This is a genomic window from Methylobacterium sp. WL8 (genome assembly GCF_008040045.1).
GTDB lineage: Bacteria > Pseudomonadota > Alphaproteobacteria > Rhizobiales > Beijerinckiaceae > Methylobacterium > Methylobacterium cerastii.
This window is the reverse complement of record NZ_VRVF01000034.1, coordinates 1-21,085: the sequence shown is the minus strand read 5'-3', so window position 1 is coordinate 21,085 and position 21,085 is coordinate 1. Positions and strand designations below refer to the sequence as shown.

Sequence of the window (21,085 nt, the reverse complement as noted above, 5' to 3'; positions counted from 1 at the left end):
GCGAGAGACCGATGACCGAGATCGATCCGAAGACCCAGACCGAGTTGGAGGCGGCGGTCTACCGGCGCCTGGTGGCGCATCTCCAGGCGCGCACCGACGTCCAGAACATCGAGATGATGAACCTCGCCGGCTTCTGCAGGAACTGCCTGTCGAACTGGATGAAGGACGCCGCCGACGCCGAAGGGCTCGGCCTGACCAAGGACGAGGCCCGCGAGCGCGTCTACGGCATGCCGTTCCCCGAGTGGAAGGCGAAGTACCAGACCGAGGCCAGCCCCGAGCAGCAGGTCGCCTTCGCCAAGGCTGCGGCGGAGCCGCACTGACCGTGCCGCGACGGGGCGGCGCGGGCGGTCCCGGCTAAGCTCCCGGTAAGTTTACTCCCCTACGAACCGGGCAGGACAGGAGAGAACCATGAACGCGCATGCCATGCCGACCCCCGGCGACGTGTCATCATCCGAGGGCGTGGCCGCCGACGAGCTGCGGGCGTTCATCGAGCGCATCGAGCGCCTCGAAGAGGAGAAGAGCGGCATCGCCGGCGACATCAAGGAAGTGATGGCCGAGCTGAAGGGCCGCGGCTTCGACGTGAAGGCGGTCCGCACCATCCTGCGCATGCGCAAGAAGGACCACAGCGAGCGCCAGGAGGAGGAGGCGATCCTCGAGCTCTACATGCAGGCGCTCGGCATGGTCTGAGGGCCGATCCGACATCGATCGAGCCTGACCGGCGGTCACCGACGTTCCACTCGGTCCCCCTCCTCATCCTGAGGTGCCGCCTCAGCGGCCTCGAAGGAGCCCTCCAGCGGTCGCGCGATCCCTGGAGGGCTCCTTCGAGGCTTCCGCTTCGCGAAAGCGCCTCAGGATGAGGTGTGGGGGTGGGATTCGAGGGCTTGCGACGCGGCTCTCAGCCGACCTGGGCCAGGGCCTGCTCGATGTCCGCGACCAGGTCCTCGACGTTCTCCAGGCCGATCGACAGGCGGACGGTGTCGGGGCCGACGCAGGCCGCCTCCTTCTCGTCCTTCGGCAGCTGGCGGTGGGTCGTCGTGGCGGGATGGATCGCCAGCGACTTGATCTCGCCGATGTTCACCAGGTGCGAGATCAGCTCCAGGCTGGTGATGAACTTGAGCGCCGCCGGCTCGCCGCCCTTCAGGGCGAAGGTGAAGATCGAACCCGGCCCCTGCGGCACGTAGCGCTGCGCCAGCGCCTCGCCGGGTTGCCCGGGCAGGCCGGGATAGCTGACCCAGGCCACCGCCGGATGATCCTTGAGGTAGGCGGCGACCGTGCGCGCGTTGGCGCAGTGGCGCGCCATCCGGAGCGGCAGGGTCTCGATGCCGGTGAGCGTCAGGAAGGCGTTCATCGGCGAGAGGCCGGGGCCGAGGTCGCGCAGGCCGAACAGGCGGCAGGCGACGGCGAAGGGGTTGTCGGGGAAGCGCTCGGTGATGACGAGGCCGTCGTAGTCGGGCCATTCCCCGGTGATCAGGTTGTAGTGGTCGGTCTTCGCCCAGTCGAACCGGCCGGCGTCGCAGATCACTCCGCCGATGGTCTGGCCGGAGCCGCCGAGGAACTTCGAGGTCGAGTGCACGACGATGTCGGCGCCGTGCTCGATCGGCCGGATCAGGGCCGGCGAGGCCAGCGTGTTGTCGACGACGAGCGGCAGCCCGTGGCGCCGGGCCACCTCCGCGATGCCTTCGACGTCCATCACCGTGGCGCACGGGTTGACGATCGACTCGCAGATGATCGCCCGTGTCTCCGGGGTGATCGCCGCCTCGAAGTCGGCCGGCGTCAGGCCCTTGGCGAAGAGCGGCTTGAGGTCGTAGCGCCCGTCGAGCCGGCGCATCAGCCCGAGCGAGCCGCCGAACAGCCGCGGCGAGGCGACGTAGGCGTCGCCGCTCTTCATCAGGGTCAGCATCACGAGGAGCAGCGCCGACTGCCCCGAGGACACGGCGACGGCGGCCTTGGCGCCTTCGAGCGCGGCCACGCGCCGCTCCAGGGCGGCGACGGTGGGGTTCGAGCCGCGCGAGTACGAGAACCCGGTGCGGCGCATGTTGAAGATGTCGGCGGCCTGCTCGGTGGAATCGAACACGAAGCCGTTGGTGAAGTAGATCGGCTGCGCCCGCGCGCCGGTGGCCGGGTCGGGGCTCGCGCCGGCATGAATCGCCTGCGTGGCGAAGCGGGGGGTCTTCGGCGTGTCGGTCATCGGGTTCGGTCCTCGGACCCACGCCCTATCACGGCCGACCGGGGGCAGGGCAACCGCGCTGCGACCGGCGGAAGGCGATCGTTGGAAGCCGCGTCCGGCGGCTTCAGGGCGCGAAGAGCGCCCCGCGGAGCGAAAGCCTCGAGCCGCGCGCCGGCGATTGAGGCCGAAGACGAACAGGGCAGGCGCTCTCGAGCGCTGGCCCTGGGCTCGGTGGAAGACCCTAGGCGGCGCGGTGGATGAAGGAGCGCAGGGTCCGGACCAGGGTGTTGGGCTCGTAGGGTTTCGGGATGAAGCGGGCGCCGTCGGGCATGTCGTAGGGGCCGGGCGTCCCCATGCCGGACACGACGAGGACCGGGATCGTCGGCCAGCGGTCGGCCACGAGGCGGGCGAGGGCGAAGCCGTCCATCGAGCCCTGCGGCATGTCGACGTCGGTCATCAGGACCTGCACGTCGTGCCGGTTCTCCAGGACCTTGAGGGCCTTGTCCGCATGGCTCGCTTCGAGAACCGTGAAACCCGCGTCGGCGAGGGTGTCGGCGGCTTCCATCAGAAGAAGGCCGTCGTCTTCTACCAGGAGAACGACGGGTTGATCTGTCGGGCTGTCGGTCATCAGGCCTGCGGAGACTGTCTTTGAAAACCAGCCCCGGGGCCTATTCCCCGGTGTCCGCCCCGTCAAGGCGCGGCCTCATGCGGCCCGCGGCCCCCACAGGATCAGCCCCGCGCCGGCGAGGCACATCCCCGCGCCGACGCAATCCCACCGGTCCGGGACGCGGCCCTCCACCAGCCAGAGCCAGGCGAGGGAGAGCGCGACGTAGACCCCGCCATAGGCGGCGTAGGCGCGCCCGGCCCCCTCCGCCTCGACGCGGGTGAGGAGCAGCGCGAACAGGCCGAGCGCCACGGCGCCGGGAATCAGCCAGAGCGGCGATCGGTCGAGCCGGAGCCAGGCCCAGGCGGCAAAGCAGCCGGCGATCTCGCAGAGGCCGGCCGCGACGTAGAGGAGGAGCGTGGACACGCGCGCTCACTCGCACGCGCGACGAAAAGCACCAAGCGGGCCGGCGACTTTTGGGGGCGGAAAGACCGCTCCGGCGCCCCAGCTCGCGGTCAGGCGGCGACGACCGAGGCGAGCGGCGCCTCCAGGGTCAGCACCGCACCGGTCGGCGGGAAGCCGAGGGAGACCGCGCCGCCGAAATCGTGGCTCAGGCTCCGGGCGATCAGGCGCGTGCCGAACCCGGAGCGCGTCGGCGGCGCGACGGGCGGTCCGCCGATCTCCTCCCAGCGGAAGCGCAGGCGCGCCTCCGGCTCCGGTCCGGCGACCTCCCACGAGATCGCCACCTGGCCGGGGGCGGTGGAGAGCGCGCCGTACTTGGCGGCGTTGGTCGAGAGCTCGTGCAGCATCAGCGCCAGCGTCAGGCCGTGGCCGGCATCGAGGGTCACGTCGGGGCCGCTCACTGCGAAGCGCCCGGGCGCCCCGTCGCCGTGCAGGGCCACCGCGCCCGCGACGAGGCCCGACAGCGAGGCGCTCGACCACGCCCCCTGCACCAGCACGTCGTGCGCGTGGGCGAGGGCCACGAGGCGGGCGTCGAGGGCCTGCCCCGCCTGCTCCAGCGAGACGGCGTTGCGCAGGGTCTGCGCCGCCACCGCCTGGACCAGGGCGAGGGTGTTCTTCACCCGATGCGCGAGTTCCTGCATGTGCAGGGTCTGGCGCGCCTCGTTCCGCTTCAGGTCGGTGATGTCGCGCGACACCGCCAGGATGCGTTCGGGACGGCCGTCGGCGCCGGCGACCGGCGTCACCGCCACGTCCCACCAGCTCGGCGCGTCGGCGCCCGTCATCGCCTGGACCCGGCACGGCCGACCGGCGCGCGCCGCATCGAGGGCGTTTCGGATTCCGGCGCGGCTCTCGGGGAGGGACCAGGCGTCGATCCAGGGGCGGCCGACGCATTCGGCGGTCGACGCCCCCAGGAGCGCGGACCCGTTCTCGCTCACGCGGAGCAGGCGCCCGTCGCGGTCGAGCACCATGACGACGTCGGTGGTGGTCCAGAGGACGTGCCGGTCGAGGGGGTCGGCAGGGCGCGGATTGGCGTCGGACCCGTCCGCATCGACGCGGCGCTCGGGCACGACGATGGGCTCTTGAAGACCGAAGTCGATGCGCTCTTGGAGCGTAGCGTCCGTGGCGTCCACGCCGCCCTGCCGGGTCGCCGCGCCCGAGCGCCGGTTCTCCGCATCGAGGGCGGAGAGGCGCCGGTCGCCGACCACGGCCTGGAACGCCGAGACATCGTAGCCCGCGTCCATCGCATTCGCTCCCCCGATGCCCGTCGCGCGGCGCCGGCGGGCGCGTCCGCGCGGCGTGCGAGGGTGGATCGGCCCAGGGAACGTGAAGGCTTGGGCGACGAGGTGTCGAGATCGGAGCGCCGCCGGCGGATGCTCCCGCTTCTGGCCGCGCCCCACCCGCATCCTCACGAATCGATGGGCTGCGTTAAGCTAGCATACCGCTCCCGCCTCGCAAGATGGGATTGTACTGCCGTCGGCTCGACCAAGACGGAGACTGGTCGAGGCCCGGACGTTACAGGCCTCGGGACTTACGCGCCTCGCATCGTCCGGCCGTCACTTCTTCCGGCCGAGCAGGACCAGCCAGCCGACCCCGAGGGTGAAGACGATCAGGCCGATCGTCACGAAGACCGGCGTCCCGAGGTCGATCAGGCGCGGGGCGAGCTGGGTGGCGAAGGCGGCCACGACCAGCGCCACCGCGACGCGGGCGGCCGCCCGCTCGATGCCGCGGGTGACCTTGTCGAGGCCTTTCACCTCGATCTCCACGGTGACGCGCCCCTGCTTGAGCCGCACCAGCATCAGGTGGATCAGCGTCGGCAGCTCGGAGGCCGCGCCGTAGAGGCCGACGCCGAGCGCCTCGGCCTTGGTCTTGAGGCCGCCGAGGGAGAACTGCGACTTCATGCTCGCGCGCACGGTCGGGCCGGCGGCGGCGAACAGGTCGAAGTCCGGGTCGAGGTGGCGCATCACGCCGTCGGCGGTGACGAGACCCTTGAACAGGATCGCGAGGTCGGTCGGCATCGCGAGGTCGTTCTCGCGCGCCATGGTCATGAAGTCGGTGAGCACGAGGCCGAGGTTGAGCGGAATCGAGGAATGGCTTTCGACGAAGGACTGCGCCGAGCCTTCGAGCCGGGTCAGGTCCGGACTGCTCGAGCCCGTCCAGTCGAGCAGCACCGCCATCAGCCCGTCGGCATCCTGTTTGAGCATCGCGCCGATCAGCACGAGGAGCTGGTTGCGCCGCTTCTGCGACAGGCGGCCGATGATGCCGAAATCGATGAAGCCGATGCGGTTGCCCGACATCGCCAGCATGTTGCCCGGGTGCGGGTCTGCGTGGAACACGCCCTCGATCAGCGCCATCTTCAGGAACGCGTCGGTGCCCTTCTGGGCGAGCAGCTTCTTGTCGACGCCGGCGGCGGCGAGCCGCGCCTCGTCGTTCGGGGGGATGCCGTGGATGAACTCCTGCACCAGCACCCGCTCGGAGCACCATTCCCAGTGGATCTTCGGGAAGACGATGTCGTCGCGGTCGGAGAACAGCGAGGCGAGCAACTCGCAGTTGCGCGCCTCGTTCAAGAGGTCGAGCTCGCCGTTCAGGCCGGCGGCGAGGTGGCGCATCTGCTCGCCCGGCTGGTAGCGGGCCATGTCCGGCCACTCGGTCTCGACGATGCGGGCGCCGTGCGCCATCAGGCGCAGGTCCGCGTCGATGATCTTGCGCAGGCCCGGGCGCAGCACCTTGACGATGACGTCCTCGCCCGAATGCAGCTTGGCCCGGTAGACCTGGGCGATCGAGGCCGAGGCGATCGCGTCGGTGTCGAACTCGGCGAAGATCTCCTGCGGCGGCGCCCCGAGGTCTGCCTCGAGCTGCGGGCGGATCGTCTCCCACGAGACCGGCGAGACCTGGCTGTGGAGCTTGGCCAGCTCCTCGGTCCACATCGGCGAGAGCAGGTCGGGGCGGCTCGCGAGCACCTGCCCGAACTTGATGAAGGTCGGCCCCAGCGCCTCGATCGCCCGGCGCAGGCGCTCGGGCTCCGACAGGCGGGTGACGTCGATCTTCGGCTTGCGGCGCGGAAGGATGGGGATGTAGCGCAGCCCGAGCCGGTCCACGACCTTGTTGACGCCGAAGCCGATCAGGATCGAGGCGATCTCCGACAGCCGCTGACGGTCGCGCGCAGCAACGAAGGCGGTTTTCAGCATAAGGGCGGGTCGATCCGTGCGAAGGCGGGAAGCCGCCGGGACAGCACGAGCATCGGGTCTTTTTTAGGGTCGGCTCCGCTTTAAGGCCGGTCCCGGCGCGATGCGATCCGAGCCGCGCCCGTCAGCGCGGCCGGAAGGCGATCAGGGTCATGTCGTCGCGCCGGACCTCCGGCCCGCGATAGGCCGCCAGCTCAACCTCCAGGGCCGCGACCTGCTGCGCCAGGGGGAGGGCGGCGTGGGCGGCGAGCCGCCCGGTCACCGCCTTCTGGCCGATCAGGCGGGCGGGGCGCGCGGGATCGGGCCGCCCCATCTGGTCGGTGATGCCGTCGGTCATCAGGTAGAAGGTCGCGCCCGCGACCGGCACGGAGACGTCGCGCTCCGGCAGCACCTCGCGCCCGGTGCGGGGATAGCCGAGGCCGCGCTTCTCCCCGCGGATGCGCTCGGCGACGCCGTCGCGGATCACGGTGAGCGACAGGCCGGCGCCCGCGAACAGGAGGGTGCGCGCATCCCGGTCCCAGACGCAGATGCCGCAATCGAGGCCGTCGTCCGACTCCGAGCCGCGGCCGTCCTGGCGCAGTTGCGCCCGCACCATCGTGTCGAGACCGGCCAGGATCGCGGCAGGCGAGCGCAGGCCGCGCTCGTGCAGCAGGCGGTCGAGGGCGGTGGCCACGATCAACGTGAGGAAGGCGCCGGGCACGCCGTGGCCGGTGCAGTCGGCGACCACGACGAAGCTCAACCCGTCGACCTCCTCGAGCCAGAAGTAGTCGCCGCCGACGAGGTGGAGCGGCTCCCACAGGATCGCGACCTCGATGCCGGCCCGGTCGAGGGCGGCGTGGTCGGGCAGGACCGAGGACTGGATGCGGCGGGCGTAGCCGATGCTCTCGATCACGAGGCGGTTGGCCTGCTCCAGCTTGGCGTGGGCGGCCGCGAGGTCCCGCAGCAGCTGCTTGGCCTCGTCGCCGGAGCGCAGGCCCTCCACCATGTTGTTGAAGGCCTGGGTGATCACGTCGATCTCGTTGCGCGGGCGGAACTCGCCGTCCATCGCGACGGTGGCCCAGCGCTTGTGCTCGACCTCGCGCATGGCGACGAGCAGGCGCTTCAGGCGGGCGATCACGTGCCGCCGCACCGTCCTGTGCAGCGTCGCCACGAAGGTCAGCATCAGCAGCAGGCTGATCGCCAGCGAAAGCATCGCCTGCTTCTCGGCGCTGGCGCGGAGGGCCGCGGTGGAGAGCACGACCGTGAGGCTGCCCTCCGCCCGGGTGCCGCCCGCGGGCACGAGGTCGGCGGAGACGTGGGCCAGCTCCCACGGGCGCGTGCGCGGCATCTGCCCGGCCGCGACCACGGTCCGGCCCGACGCGTCGTGCAGGGCGGCGTAGCGGAAGGCGGGGTCGCGGGTCAGCGCGTCGAGGGCGGCGCGGGACCGGGCGGGATCGCGGTTCCAGCCGGGCTGCGCGATGCTGGCGGCGACCAGCGTCGCCATCACCTCGGCGCGCTCGGTGTAGAGCCGATACTGGTCGTTGTAGTTCACCCAGGCGATGGCCGCCTGGGTCAGGAGCACCACCATGGCGATCACCGGGTAGATGCGCAGGAACAGGGTGTAGGCGACGCTGTCGAGGTTGCGCCCGCGGGCGGCGCCGCGCAGGGCGCCCGGCCGCATGATGTCGGCGACGCCCTCTTCCGCGGCCACGTCCGCGAAGCCGAGGTTGGCGGCGAGGTCGTCGCGGCTGAGCGGCCCCAACCCGCGCAGGGACCGGCGCCGAAGCGGGACGGCGGGGCTGGCGCTGTCGCTCATCGTGCCTCTCCGCGCCCCGTCCCGTCCTCGGCCTCCGTGCCGCGGACGCAGTCGCGCCCGGCCGCCTTGGCGGCGTAGAGCGCCGCATCCGCGCGCATCAGCGCCGTCTGCAGCGCCTCGTCCGGCCGGCCGGCGGCGAGCCCGACGCTGACCGACACAGGGATCGCCCCCTGCTCGACCGAGACCGTCAGGGCGGCCACGGCGCGGCGCAGGCGCTCGGCGACCTCGCGCGCGACCGCCTCGCCGGTGTCGACCAGCACGACGGCGAACTCCTCGCCGCCCATGCGCCCGAAAAGGTCGATCCCGCGCAGGTTCGCGCGGCAGGCCTCGGCGAAGGCGACGAGGGCGGCGTCGCCCCCCGCATGTCCGTAGCGGTCGTTGATGGCCTTGAAGCGGTCGAGGTCGAGCATCAGCACGCAGGCGGTGCTGCCGGAATCCTGGCTCCCCCGCCACGCGCGCTCGCCGAGGGTGAGGAAGCAGCGGCGGGTCATCGCGCCGGTGAGGGCGTCGGTGTCGGCCAGCCGCCGCAGCTCGGATTCGAGGCGCCGGCGATGGTCGATCTCGCTCGACAGGGCTTCGTTGAGGCTCTGGAGGTCGCGCTGCTGCTCCGCCAAGCGGGCGTTGGCCTGCTGCAGGTCGCGCTGCATCCGGTCGCTGAGCCGGACGAGGCGGCGCTGCTCGCGGGTGCCGCGGCGATAGGCGCCGGCGAGCTCCTTCACGCCGCCGGCCATCTCGGCCAGGCGGGTCTGCATCGCGTCCGCCCGCGCGATCACCGCCTCCTCGTTGTCGAAGAGGCTGAACGCGTCCTCGGCCGGGACCGGGGCCGCCGCGAAGGCGCTGCGCGCGCCGGTCATGCGACGACGTCCTTCACCATTTCGAAGCGGGCGTGGTCGAAGTCGGCGGCGAAGTCCTCGCCGGCCTCCTCGATCGTGTCGTCGCCCTCGGCGAAGTGCCAGCGGATCGTGACCGGGCGCCCTTCGGCGGCCGCGTCTTCCAGGGGCATGAACAGGTTCATCAAGGCCTTCGCGCTCGACGAATTGAAGTAGGCGAGCGAGAGGTCGAAGCTGATCGGCTCCGGGCTCGGCGTCTCGAGGTAGCCGCGCAGGGATTGCAGCAGCGGGCCGAAGAACGCGGCCGCGTCCTCGGGGTAGGATTCGCCGCGCATGGCGAGGCGGCCGCCGTCGAAGTCGAAGTCGACCTCCGGCGAGCGGTCCGTCGGCGGGAGTTGGATGCGGGTCATGGCGCCGGCGTCCTCAGATGTACGCCTTGAGGCAGAACAGGCTTCGGTCATCGCCGATCTCCTGGATATCGTACTCGACGGGCGCGCTCGATCGCCGGGCGATCTCGATCAGGCCGATGCTGCCGCCCAGGCTCCCCTCGTCGGGGGCCTGGCGGAGCTTGTCGCGGTAGAAGCGCTTCAGCTCGTCGGCCGACAGCCCGACGATGTGGTCCAGGCGCTCGCGCAGGCGCGGCACGTCGCCCCGGCCGACCTCGTTGCCGCAGACGACGAAGAAGCGCCCGCCCTCCGAGCCGACCACGATGATGCCGCCGCTGACGCGGGGCTGCTCGGCCTCGGTCGCCGACGCGACCCGGTCGGCTGAGTAGCGGATCACGTTCTGCGCCTGCTCGACGAAGATCGAGAACACGCGCTTGGCCACCGAGGCGTCGGTCTCCTCCTGGCGCATGCGCAGCTTCAGCACCTCGCCCAGCGAGAACAACACGTTCTCCGACAGGTCGCCCCCGAAGGAGAGGATCACGCCGTTGCGCTTGGCGGCGTCGTGGAACGCCATGAAATCCTGCGCGAGCAAAGCATCCTCCCGGTCGAAGGCGGACCGCGCACGACGAGCCAACGATCCGCCGTCGAAACCCTTGGGCAGAAATCGTGAATAGCCAGTTAAAGTATTCATTATGCGACTATGGCAACAATCGCTCGTTGTAGATATTGCGCCGCCTGAAGCCTGACTCTATCGGCTGATGCATAACAAGCGTTTGCGTAGATGCTTGATCACTGTGCATCTATTGCCTCTTGTGAAGGCATCATGCCGTCCGGACCGGAGGCGCCTTGCTCAGCCCGGAGGCGCCTTGCTCAGCCCGGAGGCAGGCAGGTCGTGGGCACGGGCGCGGCGAGACCTTGCCCCCTCGCGCCGCGCGGGCGTACACGGCGGTGACGGGCCCGCGGGCCTAGGAGGCAACACGATGAGCGACCGGCTGCCCGGCTTCAACACCCTGGCGATCCACGCTGGCGCGAGCCCCGACGCGGCCACGGGCGCGCGGGCGACGCCGATCTACCAGACCACGAGCTTCGTGTTCGACGACGTCGACCACGCCGCCTCGCTGTTCGGGCTCCAGGCCTTCGGCAACATCTACTCGCGCATCACCAACCCGACGAACGCCGTGCTGGAGGAGCGCATCGCGGCGCTGGAAGGCGGCACCGCGGCGGTCGCCGTGTCCTCGGGCCACGCGGCCGAGTTCCTGACCATGCACGCGCTGATGCAGCCGGGCGACGAGTTCATCGCGGCCAACAAGCTCTACGGCGGCTCGATCAACCAGTTCAACCACAGCTACAAGAACTTTGGCTGGAGCGTGGTCTGGGCCGACACCGACGACCCGTCCTCGTTCGAGCGCGCGATCACGCCGCGCACCAAGGCGATCTTCTGCGAGTCGATCGCCAACCCGGGCGGCGTCATCACCGACATCGCCGCCCTGTCGGAGATCGCCAAGCGCCACAACATCCCGCTCATCGTCGACAACACGATGGCGACGCCGTACCTGATCCGGCCGTTCGAGCACGGCGCCGACATCGTCGTGCACTCGGCGACGAAGTTCCTCGGCGGCCACGGCAACTCGATCGGCGGCCTCGTGGTCGACGGCGGCACCTTCCCGTGGGCCGGCGACGCGCGCTACCCGATGATGAGCGAGCCGCGGCCGGAATATGCCGGCATGGTGCTGGCCGAGACCTTCGGCAACTTCGGCTTCGCCATCGCCATCCGGGTGCTGGGGCTGCGCGACCTCGGCCCGGCGCTGTCGCCGTTCAACGCCTTCCTGATCCTCAACGGCATCGAGACCCTGCCGCTCAGGATGCAGCGCCATTGCGACAACGCGCTCGCCGTGGCCACGCACCTGGCGAGCCACCCGGCGGTGTCGTGGGTGAGCTATCCGGGGCTCGAGGCCGACCGCTACCATGAGCTCGCCAAGCGCTACACGCCGCACGGCTTCGGCTCGGTCTTCACCATCGGCCTGAAGGGCGGCTACGACGCGGGCGTCAAGCTCGTGGGCGGCCTGCAGCTGTTCTCCCACGTGGCCAACATCGGCGACACGCGCTCGCTGGTGATCCACCCGGCCTCGACCACGCACCGCCAGCTCACCGACGCGCAGAAGACCGCGGCCGGCGCCGGGCCGGAGGTGGTCCGCCTCTCGATCGGCCTCGAAGACCCGGCCGACCTGATCGACGACCTCGACGGCGCGCTCACCGCGTAGCCGTCCTTTACGCGGGCACGCGGCGCGCGAAAAAACGCCGTTCGGAGGACCGCCGACCCGCCCCGCCTCCGTGCGGGGAGGCGCCGACGCGTGCCTGCCGCCCGGGGACCCGAGCGGAAGAGGGTGCGGCGGCGATCGGGCCTTATCCAGGAACAAGGTCGGCGCTGGTCGGTAGCACCAGGGCGTCCCGGCTCTCCGGCGATAAGGATCCCCACCCATGTTCATGCGCATCGACAAGCTGCAGGCCGAGCTCCCGCAGCCGAAGCGACCCGATCCGAACGCCGCGGCAGCCCTGCAGGAACTGCTCGGCGGCAAGTACGGCGAGATGTCGACGCTGGGGAACTACATGTTCCAGAGCTTCAACTTCCGCAACAAGAGCAAGCTGCGACCGTTCTATAGCCTGGTGTCGAGCATCTTCGCCGAGGAACTCGGCCACGTCGAGCTGGTCTCGACCGGCGTGTCGATGCTGAACAACGGCCCCGGCGACGACACCGAGAACGTCGACATCTCCAAGGCGCCGTTCCACGACATGCAGGACATCCGGCTCGCCGGCAGCTTCCTGTCGAACGGCGGCGGCGCGATGCCGATGAACGCGAACGCCGCGTCGTGGAACATGGACATGGTCACGACGACCGGGAACCTGATCATCGACCTGCTGCACAACTTCCACCTGGAATGCGGCGCCCGCATCCACAAGTTGCGCGTCTACGAGACCCTGAAGGACTCGACCGGCCGCGAGGTCTGCGGCTACCTGCTGGTGCGCGGCTCGGTCCACGCCCACGCCTACGCGCTGGCGCTGAAGAAGATCACCGGCGTCGAGATCGAGAAGATGCTGCCAACGCCGAACATCGACCTCAGCCGCGTGCCGGAGTGCCAGAAGTACCTGCAGGAGGGCAGCCACCGCCGGCTCTACACCTTCAGCCCGAAGGACTACGCGGAAGCCGCCGGCGTCTGGTCGAACGACGAGGTCGCGCTGCCGGGCGATCCGCCCGGCCAGCTCGAGATCGTCGACGGCCACCCCGAAGGCGGCAAGATCCCGGAGCTCGACGGCAATTACGGCGCCTTCGCCCCCGACTACGCGCCGGAGGAGATCTTCGAGATCGCGAGCAAGCTCTACAAGAAGAGCCGCTGATCCTCGCTTAAGACGACGAGGCCGGCGTCCCGAAGGGGGCGCCGGCCTTTTTCGTGGGCTCCGCCGGCGGTCCCGTCGGAAGGCGAGCGTTGGCATGGCGTGGCGGGGAGCGGAATGCCGGCACCTCCGCCGGGTCGCTGACTTCATCGTCGTCTACATCGCGTTCGAGGCGGCGGAAGTGGTCGCGGCAGCAGGATTACAGATCTTGACGTTGTTGCCCCTCGATCCCTGCATCCATCGGGTTTCGACACGCCGGATGCTGTGCAAACGCCGCGCGGTGCACTAACCGGGGCGCATTCCGACCCTGTGCGAACGCGAACCCCCATGCTTCAGACCACGCCGCCCCCCCTCTCGGCCCGCCGGGTCCTCGCCGCGAGCTTCGTCGGCACGGCGATCGAGTTCTTCGATTTCTACATCTACGCCACCGCGACCGCGCTGGTGATCGGTCCGGTGTTCTTCCCGCCCGGCGAGCCCGGCGTGCAGCAGCTCAGCGCGTTCGCGACCTTCGCGATCGCCTTCCTGGCGCGACCGGTGGGCGCGGCGCTGTTCGGACATTTCGGCGACCGGGTCGGGCGCAAGGCGACGCTGGTGGCCTCGCTCCTGATCATGGGCGTCTCGACGGTGCTGATCGGCTGCCTGCCGACCTACGCCACCGCCGGCTGGTGGGCGCCGGCCCTGTTGTGCCTGCTGCGCTGCGGCCAGGGCATCGGCTTCGGCGGCGAGTGGGGCGGGGCGGCGCTGCTGGCGGTGGAGAACGCGCCGCCGGGAAAGCGCGCCTGGTACGGCATCTTCCCGCAGCTCGGCGCGCCGGTCGGCTTCATCCTGGCCAACCTCAGCTTCCTGGCGCTCAGCTTCGGCCTGAGCGCGGAAAGCTTCCAGGCCTGGGGCTGGCGGCTGCCGTTCCTCGCCTCGGCCGCGCTGGTCGGCGTCGGCCTCTACGTGCGGCTCAAGCTCAGCGAGACGCCGGCGTTCAAGGCGGCGCTGGCGCAGTCCAAGCCCGAGCGCGTGCCCTTCGCCGCGATGGTCACCGGCCACGGCCACGCCCTCGTCGTCGGCACCCTGGCGATGGTGGCGGTCTACGCGGTGTTCTACATCTCCACCGTCTTCGCCCTCGGCTACGGCACCGCGGCGCTCGGCTACACCCGGCCCGCCTTCCTGCTGTTCGAGTGCATCGCCGTCTGCTTCATGGCGCTCGGCATCGCGCTCTCCGGCGCGAACGCCGACCGCTTCGGGCGCCGGCCGGTGCTGATGGTCGGCATGGTGGTGGCGTTCAGCCTCGGCGGCCTGCTCGGGCCGATGCTCGGCTCCGGCTCGGGCGCGGTCGTGCTCGCCTTCCTCTGCCTCAGCCTGTTCACGATGGGCTGGATCTTCGGGCCGATGGGCGCCCTGCTGCCGGAGCTGTTCCCGACCCGCGTGCGCTACACCGGCGCCTCGGTGACCTACAACCTCGCCGGCATCGTCGGGGCGTCGGGCGCCCCCTACATCGCCCAGCGCCTGGTCGACTGGGGCGGGATCGCCTGGGTCGGCGCCTACCTCGCCGTGACGGCGATCATCAGCTTCCTCGCGGTGCTGATGATGCCGGAGACGCTGCGCAAGGGCGTGTAATTGAGGGATGGCCCTGCCTCGGCGGGGCCACCCCTAGGAGCGCGCCGCGCGTCAGTTCCGCTTGTCCAACGGCCGGCCGAGCAGGCGCGCGAACTCGGCCTCGATCTCCTCCACCGAGAACGGGTTGGCGGCGGACTTACCCGGCGCGGACTTGCCCGGCGCGGACTTGGCCGGCGCAGGCTCAGCGGCCTTCGGCGGCGGCGCGGGCTCGGCCTTCGGCGGCACGCGCGGCTCGACCGCTGCGGGCGGCGCCGGCGGCACGGGCTCGACCGGCGGCGGCGCCGGCAGGAACGGCTCGGGCTTCGGAGCCGGGGCAGGCGGGATGGCGAACGGCGCCGCGGCGGGCTTTTCCGCCTGCGGAAGCGGTGAGTCCACAGGCGCCGCCATGGCCGCGGCCATCGGGTCGACCGCGGCCGGCGCCTCGGGAGCGGGCGCGGAGACCGGAACCGGGTCCGAGAACGTAGGCGGGGCCGACCGGGCGGGGGCGACGGCCGAGGCCGGACGCGCCAGCGCGGCTTCGAGCTGGCGGGCCATGTCCGAGAGGATCGCCGGATCGACCGGCCGGCGCTCGGCCGGCGGCAAGGGCGGGATCGGCGGGATCGCGCCGGGGACCGGGACCGACGCGGAGGCGGGCTCCTCCGGCGGCGCCGCCTCGGTGCGGGGGCGCTCGGAGGCGACGTCGGGGCGCGGGTTGATCAGCGGCGGCGCGGTCCGGCGCATCGGACGGCGGGCCGGCGCGTCCGGGCGGGGACCGGTGACGATCGCCTCGGAGGCGCGCGGTTCGGAGACGCGGTCCGGGCGCAGCTCGGAATCGTCCAGAAGCGCGGCGTCCAGCGGCGGAACCGCGAGCGACGCGGCGGACGCGAGCGCCCCGCCCGGGCCGGACACGGTCGGGGCGAGCACGATCGGCATGGAGAAGTCGGGCCGGAACGCGGCCTGGGCCTGCGTCTCGAGACCGGAAAACGGGTCGGGCCCCGCCTCGGCCAGGGTTTCGGCGAAGGGCGCCGCGAGGGGCTCGGCCATCGCCTCGGGGCGCAGGGCCGGGTCGCGCTGCTGCCCGCGCTGGATGTGGCGCTCGATCACCACGTCGTTCGGGCCGCCGACGAGCAGCAGGTGCTCGACGTTGTCGCGCCGCAGCAGGATCAGCTGGCGCTGCCGGTCGAGCTCGTACACGTCGACGATGCCCAGCCGCGGCTGGCGCCCGCGCTGGCCGCCGCGCTTCGCGTCGGCGAGGCCGCCGCCGCCGAGGCGCCGCACCACCAGCACGATCACCGTCAGCACCGCGAAGATCACGGCGAAGATGGCGACGTACTGCACGACCGGAGAGCCGTCAGACCCGAACACGGACTGCAACCATTGCACGGACACTACTCTCGTTCTTCACGGGTCCGGGACGGCCCTACGCAAAACCACCCCGTCAGTATCACGGGCGCCCCCCCGCCGGGCAATCATCGTTAAGTCTTCGTTAACAGCTTCGCTCCGCGTGCCGCGGCCAAAAGTTTAACCCGACGTTAACCATGAGGGCGGCAGATTTTGCCGGGCGGCCGGAGACAGGGCCGCCGCGCAATCCGGAGCCCCACCGTGGCCGTCACCGACATGCCGCTGCTCGGAATGCTCCGCACCAAGATGCAGTGGCATCAGGCGCGCCAGAAGCTGCTCGCCGAGAACGTCGCCAACGCCGACATGCCGGGCTTTCGCCCGCGCGACCTCGCGCAGCCGAGCTTCGACCGCGCCACGGGCCTCGCGGCCTCGACGGGCAGCGGGATGACGCTGACCAATGCCGGCCACATCGCCGCCTCGGGCGACGCGGGCGTCGGCGCCGACCCGCGCCGCGTGACGGAATTCGAGATCCGCCCGAGCGGCAACGGGGTCAACCTCGAGGACGAGATGATGAAGTCCGGCGACAACCAGTCGGACTACCAGCTCGCCGCGTCGATGTACCAGAAGAGCCTCGACGTCCTGAAGATCGCCATCGGCAAGAAATGACCGGCGGACCAGACGTGATCGGAAGGGACTGAGCCATGGATTTCAACAAGTCGCTCACGATCGCCGCCGCCGGCCTCAAGGCGCAGTCCGGCCGGATGCGGATCATCGCCGAGAACATCGCCAACGCGGATTCCGCGCCCCAGAGCGCCAACGGCGAGCCCTACCGGCGCAAGATCCCGACCTTCAGGAGCCACGTCGACCGCGAGACCGGCGCGAACCTCGTCGAGGCGGGCCGCGTGCGCCGCGACATGACCGCCTTCCGGACCAAGTACGATCCCGGCAACCCGGCCGCCGACGCCAAGGGCGAGGTGCGCATGCCCAACGTCAACGGGCTGATCGAGAACATGGACATGCGCGAGGCCCAGCGCTCCTACGAGGCGAACCTCAACATGGTCACCACCGCGCGCCGGATGATCTCCCGCACCCTCGAGATCCTGAAGTAGGCGGAAGACCACCATGGCCAGCAGCAACTTCGCGGCGGGCGCCTACGCCGCCGTCCAGAACGTCGGCGCCTTCAAGGGCGCGCCGAAGATCCAGCCGACGCAAGGGGCGGGCGGCGACTTCACCCAGCTCCTGGGCCGGGCGCTCGACGGCGTCGGCGACGCCGGCCGCAAGGCCGACGCCCAGGGCATGGCGGTGGCCGCCGGCAAGGCCAACGTGGTCGACGTGGTCACGGCGGTGGCCGAGAGCGAGACCGCGCTGCAGACCATGGTCGCCGTGCGCGACCGGATGATCTCGGCCTACGAGGAGATCATGCGGATGCAGATCTAGCCGGACCAGGCCCGCCCCCGTTCCCGGGGCGGGCCGAGGCGTCACATCCCCCAACGGTTCGAGCAAGCATCCAGACCCATGACCGGACTCGCCATCCTCGACGTCGCGCGCGACGGCATCTTCGTCTTCCTCAAGGTCGCCGGCCCGCTGATGCTGGTGGCGCTGGCCGTCGGGCTCGTGGTCTCGCTGGTCCAGGCGCTGACGCAGATCCAGGAGCAGACCCTGATCTACGTGCCCAAGATCGTCTCGGTGTTCGCGGCCTTGCTGCTGATGCTGCCGTTCATGGGCGACGCGCTCGCCGGCTACATGACCCGCATCGCCGCGCGCATCGCCGCCGGACAGTGAGAAGAGACGAAGCGGGCGGCCTGCTGCTATGACGGCGCATGAACCTGCTCCTGCCCGGGATCGCGGCGGCCTACCTGCTGACCTTCGCCCGGGTCGGCACGCTGATCATGCTGATGCCGGGCGTCGGCGAGCAATCGGTCTCGCCGCGCATCCGGCTGTCCTTCGCCCTGCTGGTCTCGCTGCTGCTGTTTCCCATGGTGCGGCCGCTGCTGGCGGTGGGTGCCGACGCGATCGGCACGCCCCGGCTGATCGGCCTGCTGTTCTCGGAGACGCTGGTCGGGCTTGTGATCGGGCTGACCGTGCGGATGATCCTCGCCGCGCTCCAGACCGCGGGCCTGATCATCTCGCAGCAGGTCGGCCTGTCCTACGCCATGACCGTCGACCCGTCGCAGGGCGGCCAGCAGCCGGCGCTCGGCAACTTCCTCTCGCTTCTCGGCATCACGCTGATCCTGGCGGCCGACCTGCACCACGTGGCCCTCGACGCGATCGGGCGGAGCTACGCGGTGCTGCCGCCGCAGGCGGTGCCGGCCTTCGGCGACGCGGCGACCCTGGCGCTGAAGGCGATCGGCCGCGGCTTCACCCTCGGCGTGCAGATCGCCTCGCCGTTCATCGCCTTCGGCATCCTGTTCAACCTCGGCCTCGGGGTGCTGTCGCGGCTGATGCCGCAGCTGCAGGTGTTCTTCGTCGCGGTGCCGGCCTCGGTGCTGATCGGCATGCTGATCCTGTTCGGCTCGCTCGGCGTGATGATGACCGTGTTCCTGGACGACCTCGGCCGCTACCTGCTGGAATTCGCCGGACGGTGAGCCGGTGTCGGACCATCGCGTGGTCGAGGCGCAGGTCCCTTCTCCCAGGGGGAGAAGGACAGGATGAGGGGCGTGAGTTTTCCGGCGAGGTCACGACCCTCACCCCAGCCCTCTCCCCATGGGAGAGGGGGCAGGTCGGCGCCGAACGTGGACATATCCTGGTCCGTCTCGGGAGCGGCTGAGCCATGTCCGAGGGCACCGAGCAGGAAGACAAGACCGAAGAACCGACCCAGCGGCGCCTCGACCAGGCGATCGAGCAGGGCAACGTCGCGACCAGCACCGAGATCAACACCTTCGCGATCCTGGCGGCCTTCACCCTGGCGCTGGTGATCGCGGGGCCGAGCATCGCCCGCGGGCTCGTCGCCGAGATGCGCGGCTTCCTGATGAACGCCCACGCGGTGCCCGACGACCCGCACGCCATGGTGGGCATCGCGGGCCGTACCCTGACGATCTGGCTGCAGGCGCTCGCGGTGCCGGCCGGGCTCGTGGCGGTGGCGGGTCTGGCCGCCGGCCTGCTGCAGCACCCGCTGGTCTTCACCACCGAGACGCTCGGGCCGAAGTTCGAGCGGATCTCGCCGATGGCCGGCGTCAAGCGCATCCTCGGGATGGAGGCGCTGTTCCAGTTCGTGAAGGGCCTTGCCAAGATGGCGGTGGTCGGCGTCGTGGTCGGGACCCTGCTGTGGCGCGACCGCGACCGCCTCGAGGTGTTCGCCCGCCTCGACCCCGCCGCCTGCCTCACGGCGATCCTCGGCATCAGCATCAAGCTGCTCGGCGGCGTGCTCGCCATCCACCTCGCGATCACGATGGCCGACGCCCTGTACCAGCGCTACCGCTGGCGCCAGCGCCTGCGCATGTCCAAGGAGGAGATGAAGCAGGAGATGAAGGAATCCGACGGCAACCCCGAGGTGAAGGGGCGGATGAAGCAGATCCGCATGCAGCGGGTGAAGAAGCGGATGATGGCGGCGGTGCCGACCGCCACGGTGGTCATCACCAACCCGACCCACTACGCGGTGGCCCTGCGCTACGAGGCCGGGATGGGCGCGCCGGTCGTCGTCGCCAAGGGCGTCGACTCCCTGGCCTTCCGCATCCGCGAGCTCGCCAAGTCGCACGACGTGCCGGTGCTGGAGAACCCGCCGCTGGCGCGTGCGCTCCACGCCACCGTGGAGATCGACGAGGCGATCCCGGCCGAGCACTACAAGGCGGTCGCCGAGGTGATCGGCTTCGTCATGCGCCTGCGCCGCCGGGCCGCGTGAGCGCGCCGAACGCACGGTTTGTCCACCTTCCTCGGCCAGACTAAGCCGGGACCGACCGGAAGGCGGCCCCCGTCGGAAGTCGGCGCGTCCCGAAAGACAGCGCTTGCCGATCGGCGGGGTGAGGGCATAACCGGTCCTTCGTTTGTGGATTCAAGGCCCGATGCCGGATCTGAGTGGACCCACGCCCGCGGTTTCGGGCTCGATCGACCGGTCAGAACGGCCCGGGCGGGTCGGATTGCTGCTCGTGCTCGCCGGGCTGCTGGTCGGGGCGGCGATCGGGCTGTCGTTCGTGGCCAACGAGCAGGCGCAGTCGCTGATCATCTGGCTGCTGGCGCTGCTCGCCATGGCCGGCGTGTTCTTCCTGTTCGCGATGGCGATCGGGGCGATCCAGCTCAGCGGGCAGGGCGGGCGCGACGACATCACCAAGGCGATCGTCGACGCCGCCCCCGAGGCCACCGTCGTGGTCGAGGAGGGCGGCCGGCTGATCTACGCCAACGAGGCCTACCTGAACGTGGCGGGCGGCGACAGCTTCTCGACGCTGCGCCCGGTCGAGCGGATCTTCGTCGGCTCGCCGGAGGTGTCGGAGGCGATCTACCGCCTGTCGCAGGCCGCCCGCGACGGGCGCAGCCACGCCGAGGAGGTGCGGATGTCGCCGCCGCCGGCGGGCGGCGCGCGGGGGCGCGACTTCGCCTGGTACCGCATCCAGGTCCGGCCGCTGCCGCGGCCGGGACGGGCCGCCTCGCTCTGGACGGTGGGCGACATCACCGCCGAACGCGAGCGCCAGGAGAACGTCTTCCAGGAACTCCAGCACGCGATCGACTACCTCGACCACGCGCCCGCCGGCTTCCTCTCGATCGATCCGACCGGCGCGATCGTCTACATGAACGCGACGCTGGCGGCCTGGCTCGGCTACGACCTCGCGGTGGTCGGCCCCGGCGGCCCGCACCTCTCCGAGATCGCGCCCGCCGCCGACGCGCTGATCCAGAACGCCGGGCTCCCGGGCGAGGTCCGCACCGACCGGTTCGACCTGGATCTCCGCCGCCGCAACGGCCACCCGATGCCGGCCCGGCTCTACCACCGCGTCGCCTTCGGCAAGGACGGCAAGCCCGGCGCGTCGCGCACCTTCGTCATCAACCGCTCCGCCGGCGCGGAGAGCGACGAGCCGCAGCGCGCGGCCGAGGTGCGGCTCGCGCGCTTCCTCAACAACTCGCCGATCGCCATCGCGACGCTGGACCGCTCGGGCCGGATCGCCAGGGCCAACGCCTCGTTCGCCCGCCTGTTCGGCACCCTGCCGCGCCATGCGGTGGCCGAATCCGCGGCCGGCGCCGAGGAGCCGAACTTCGCCGAATCGGTGGTCGAGCGCGACCGCCCGGCCCTCGATGCGGCGCTCGCCAAGGCGGCGAGCGGGCTCTCCGAGATCGAGCCGATCGAGGTCATGCTGGTCGGCAACGCCAACCGCTCGGCCCGGGTCTGGCTCAGCACCGCGGGCGGGGAGGGCGCCCC

The 21,085-nt window shown here is 70.9% G+C and carries 22 protein-coding genes; 12 read left to right on the top strand and 10 right to left on the bottom strand.

Annotation, left to right across the window (positions count from 1 at the left end):
• Nucleotides 1–11 precede the first annotated feature (11 nt).
• Nucleotides 12–320: a DUF1244 domain-containing protein gene (locus FV234_RS13770; RefSeq protein WP_147829804.1), complete on the top strand. Its 309-nt coding sequence runs from the start codon at nt 12–14 to the stop codon at nt 318–320.
• Between the two features lie 88 nt (nt 321–408).
• Nucleotides 409–687 (top strand): DUF2312 domain-containing protein, encoded by a 279-nt coding sequence (locus FV234_RS13765; protein ID WP_147727302.1) that lies wholly within the window; start codon nt 409–411, stop codon nt 685–687.
• A gap of 208 nt (nt 688–895) precedes the next feature.
• Here FV234_RS13765 and FV234_RS13760 read toward each other — a convergent pair whose 3' ends face one another.
• The 9 genes from FV234_RS13760 to FV234_RS13720 all read right to left on the bottom strand — a co-directional run bounded on the left by FV234_RS13760 (nt 896) and on the right by FV234_RS13720 (nt 10,018).
• Nucleotides 896–2,188: an aminotransferase class I/II-fold pyridoxal phosphate-dependent enzyme gene (locus FV234_RS13760; RefSeq protein WP_147829802.1), complete on the bottom strand. Its 1,293-nt coding sequence runs from the start codon at nt 2,186–2,188 to the stop codon at nt 896–898.
• A gap of 220 nt (nt 2,189–2,408) precedes the next feature.
• The gene (locus tag FV234_RS13755; protein ID WP_147751161.1) at nt 2,409–2,795 is read right to left on the bottom strand and encodes a response regulator; all 387 of its coding nucleotides are present in this window, start codon (nt 2,793–2,795) and stop codon (nt 2,409–2,411) included.
• A gap of 75 nt (nt 2,796–2,870) precedes the next feature.
• Entirely contained in the window at nt 2,871–3,197 is a 327-nt protein-coding gene (locus FV234_RS13750) for a YnfA family protein (RefSeq protein WP_147751162.1), read from the bottom strand.
• Nucleotides 3,198–3,286: 89 nt separating this feature from the next.
• A complete protein-coding gene (locus FV234_RS13745; RefSeq protein WP_147829800.1) occupies nt 3,287–4,474 on the bottom strand; it encodes an HWE histidine kinase domain-containing protein in 1,188 nt (395 codons plus the stop codon).
• Nucleotides 4,475–4,786: 312 nt separating this feature from the next.
• Nucleotides 4,787–6,418: an AarF/UbiB family protein gene (locus tag FV234_RS13740; RefSeq protein WP_147751164.1), complete on the bottom strand. Its 1,632-nt coding sequence runs from the start codon at nt 6,416–6,418 to the stop codon at nt 4,787–4,789.
• Between the two features lie 121 nt (nt 6,419–6,539).
• On the bottom strand, nt 6,540–8,210 hold the full coding sequence (locus FV234_RS13735; protein WP_147829798.1) for a SpoIIE family protein phosphatase: 1,671 nt from the start codon (nt 8,208–8,210) through the stop codon (nt 6,540–6,542).
• Nucleotides 8,207–9,064 (bottom strand): GGDEF domain-containing protein, encoded by an 858-nt coding sequence (locus FV234_RS13730; RefSeq protein ID WP_147829796.1) that lies wholly within the window; start codon nt 9,062–9,064, stop codon nt 8,207–8,209. The genes FV234_RS13735 and FV234_RS13730 overlap by 4 nt, the downstream gene beginning before the upstream one ends.
• Nucleotides 9,061–9,450: a DUF1987 domain-containing protein gene (locus FV234_RS13725; RefSeq protein ID WP_147829794.1), complete on the bottom strand. Its 390-nt coding sequence runs from the start codon at nt 9,448–9,450 to the stop codon at nt 9,061–9,063. The genes FV234_RS13730 and FV234_RS13725 overlap by 4 nt, the downstream gene beginning before the upstream one ends.
• Before the next feature lie 13 nt (nt 9,451–9,463).
• Complete coding sequence (locus tag FV234_RS13720; protein WP_147829792.1) at nt 9,464–10,018, bottom strand: SiaB family protein kinase; 555 nt, start codon at nt 10,016–10,018, stop codon at nt 9,464–9,466.
• 388 nt (nt 10,019–10,406) lie between these two features.
• Here FV234_RS13720 and FV234_RS13715 point away from each other — a divergent pair, with 388 nt between their 5' ends.
• The 3 genes from FV234_RS13715 (at nt 10,407) to FV234_RS13705 (ending at nt 14,424) form a co-directional block, all read left to right on the top strand.
• Complete coding sequence (locus FV234_RS13715; protein WP_147829790.1) at nt 10,407–11,687, top strand: O-acetylhomoserine aminocarboxypropyltransferase; 1,281 nt, start codon at nt 10,407–10,409, stop codon at nt 11,685–11,687.
• A gap of 217 nt (nt 11,688–11,904) precedes the next feature.
• Nucleotides 11,905–12,819 carry a manganese catalase family protein gene (locus FV234_RS13710; RefSeq protein WP_147829787.1) on the top strand — a complete coding sequence of 305 codons (915 nt, stop codon included), beginning with the start codon at nt 11,905–11,907 and terminating at the stop codon, nt 12,817–12,819.
• 324 nt (nt 12,820–13,143) lie between these two features.
• Nucleotides 13,144–14,424, top strand: coding sequence for an MFS transporter (locus FV234_RS13705; protein WP_147751171.1), 1,281 nt, complete (start codon nt 13,144–13,146; stop codon nt 14,422–14,424).
• 51 nt (nt 14,425–14,475) lie between these two features.
• On the opposite strand, the gene FV234_RS13700 is transcribed toward FV234_RS13705, so the two are convergent.
• Entirely contained in the window at nt 14,476–15,741 is a 1,266-nt protein-coding gene (locus tag FV234_RS13700; protein WP_238272515.1) for a flagellar biosynthetic protein FliO, read from the bottom strand.
• A gap of 264 nt (nt 15,742–16,005) precedes the next feature.
• Here FV234_RS13700 and flgB point away from each other — a divergent pair, with 264 nt between their 5' ends.
• From flgB to FV234_RS13665, 7 genes are all read left to right on the top strand, one after another.
• Nucleotides 16,006–16,410: a flagellar basal body rod protein FlgB gene (gene flgB, locus FV234_RS13695; protein ID WP_147754435.1), complete on the top strand. Its 405-nt coding sequence runs from the start codon at nt 16,006–16,008 to the stop codon at nt 16,408–16,410.
• Between the two features lie 35 nt (nt 16,411–16,445).
• On the top strand, nt 16,446–16,853 hold the full coding sequence (flgC, locus tag FV234_RS13690; protein ID WP_147754436.1) for a flagellar basal body rod protein FlgC: 408 nt from the start codon (nt 16,446–16,448) through the stop codon (nt 16,851–16,853).
• Nucleotides 16,854–16,866: 13 nt separating this feature from the next.
• Nucleotides 16,867–17,181, top strand: coding sequence for a flagellar hook-basal body complex protein FliE (gene fliE, locus FV234_RS13685; RefSeq protein WP_147754437.1), 315 nt, complete (start codon nt 16,867–16,869; stop codon nt 17,179–17,181).
• A 78-nt stretch (nt 17,182–17,259) separates the two neighbouring features.
• Nucleotides 17,260–17,526, top strand: coding sequence for a flagellar biosynthesis protein FliQ (fliQ, locus tag FV234_RS13680; RefSeq protein WP_147728151.1), 267 nt, complete (start codon nt 17,260–17,262; stop codon nt 17,524–17,526).
• A gap of 38 nt (nt 17,527–17,564) precedes the next feature.
• Nucleotides 17,565–18,329: a flagellar biosynthetic protein FliR gene (fliR, locus tag FV234_RS13675; RefSeq protein ID WP_147829783.1), complete on the top strand. Its 765-nt coding sequence runs from the start codon at nt 17,565–17,567 to the stop codon at nt 18,327–18,329.
• Nucleotides 18,330–18,514: 185 nt separating this feature from the next.
• Nucleotides 18,515–19,582 carry a flagellar biosynthesis protein FlhB gene (gene flhB, locus FV234_RS13670; RefSeq protein ID WP_147764916.1) on the top strand — a complete coding sequence of 356 codons (1,068 nt, stop codon included), beginning with the start codon at nt 18,515–18,517 and terminating at the stop codon, nt 19,580–19,582.
• A gap of 160 nt (nt 19,583–19,742) precedes the next feature.
• Nucleotides 19,743–21,085, top strand: a 1,343-nt coding sequence (locus FV234_RS13665; RefSeq protein WP_147829781.1) for a PAS domain-containing protein, incomplete at its 3' end; no start/stop codon positions are given.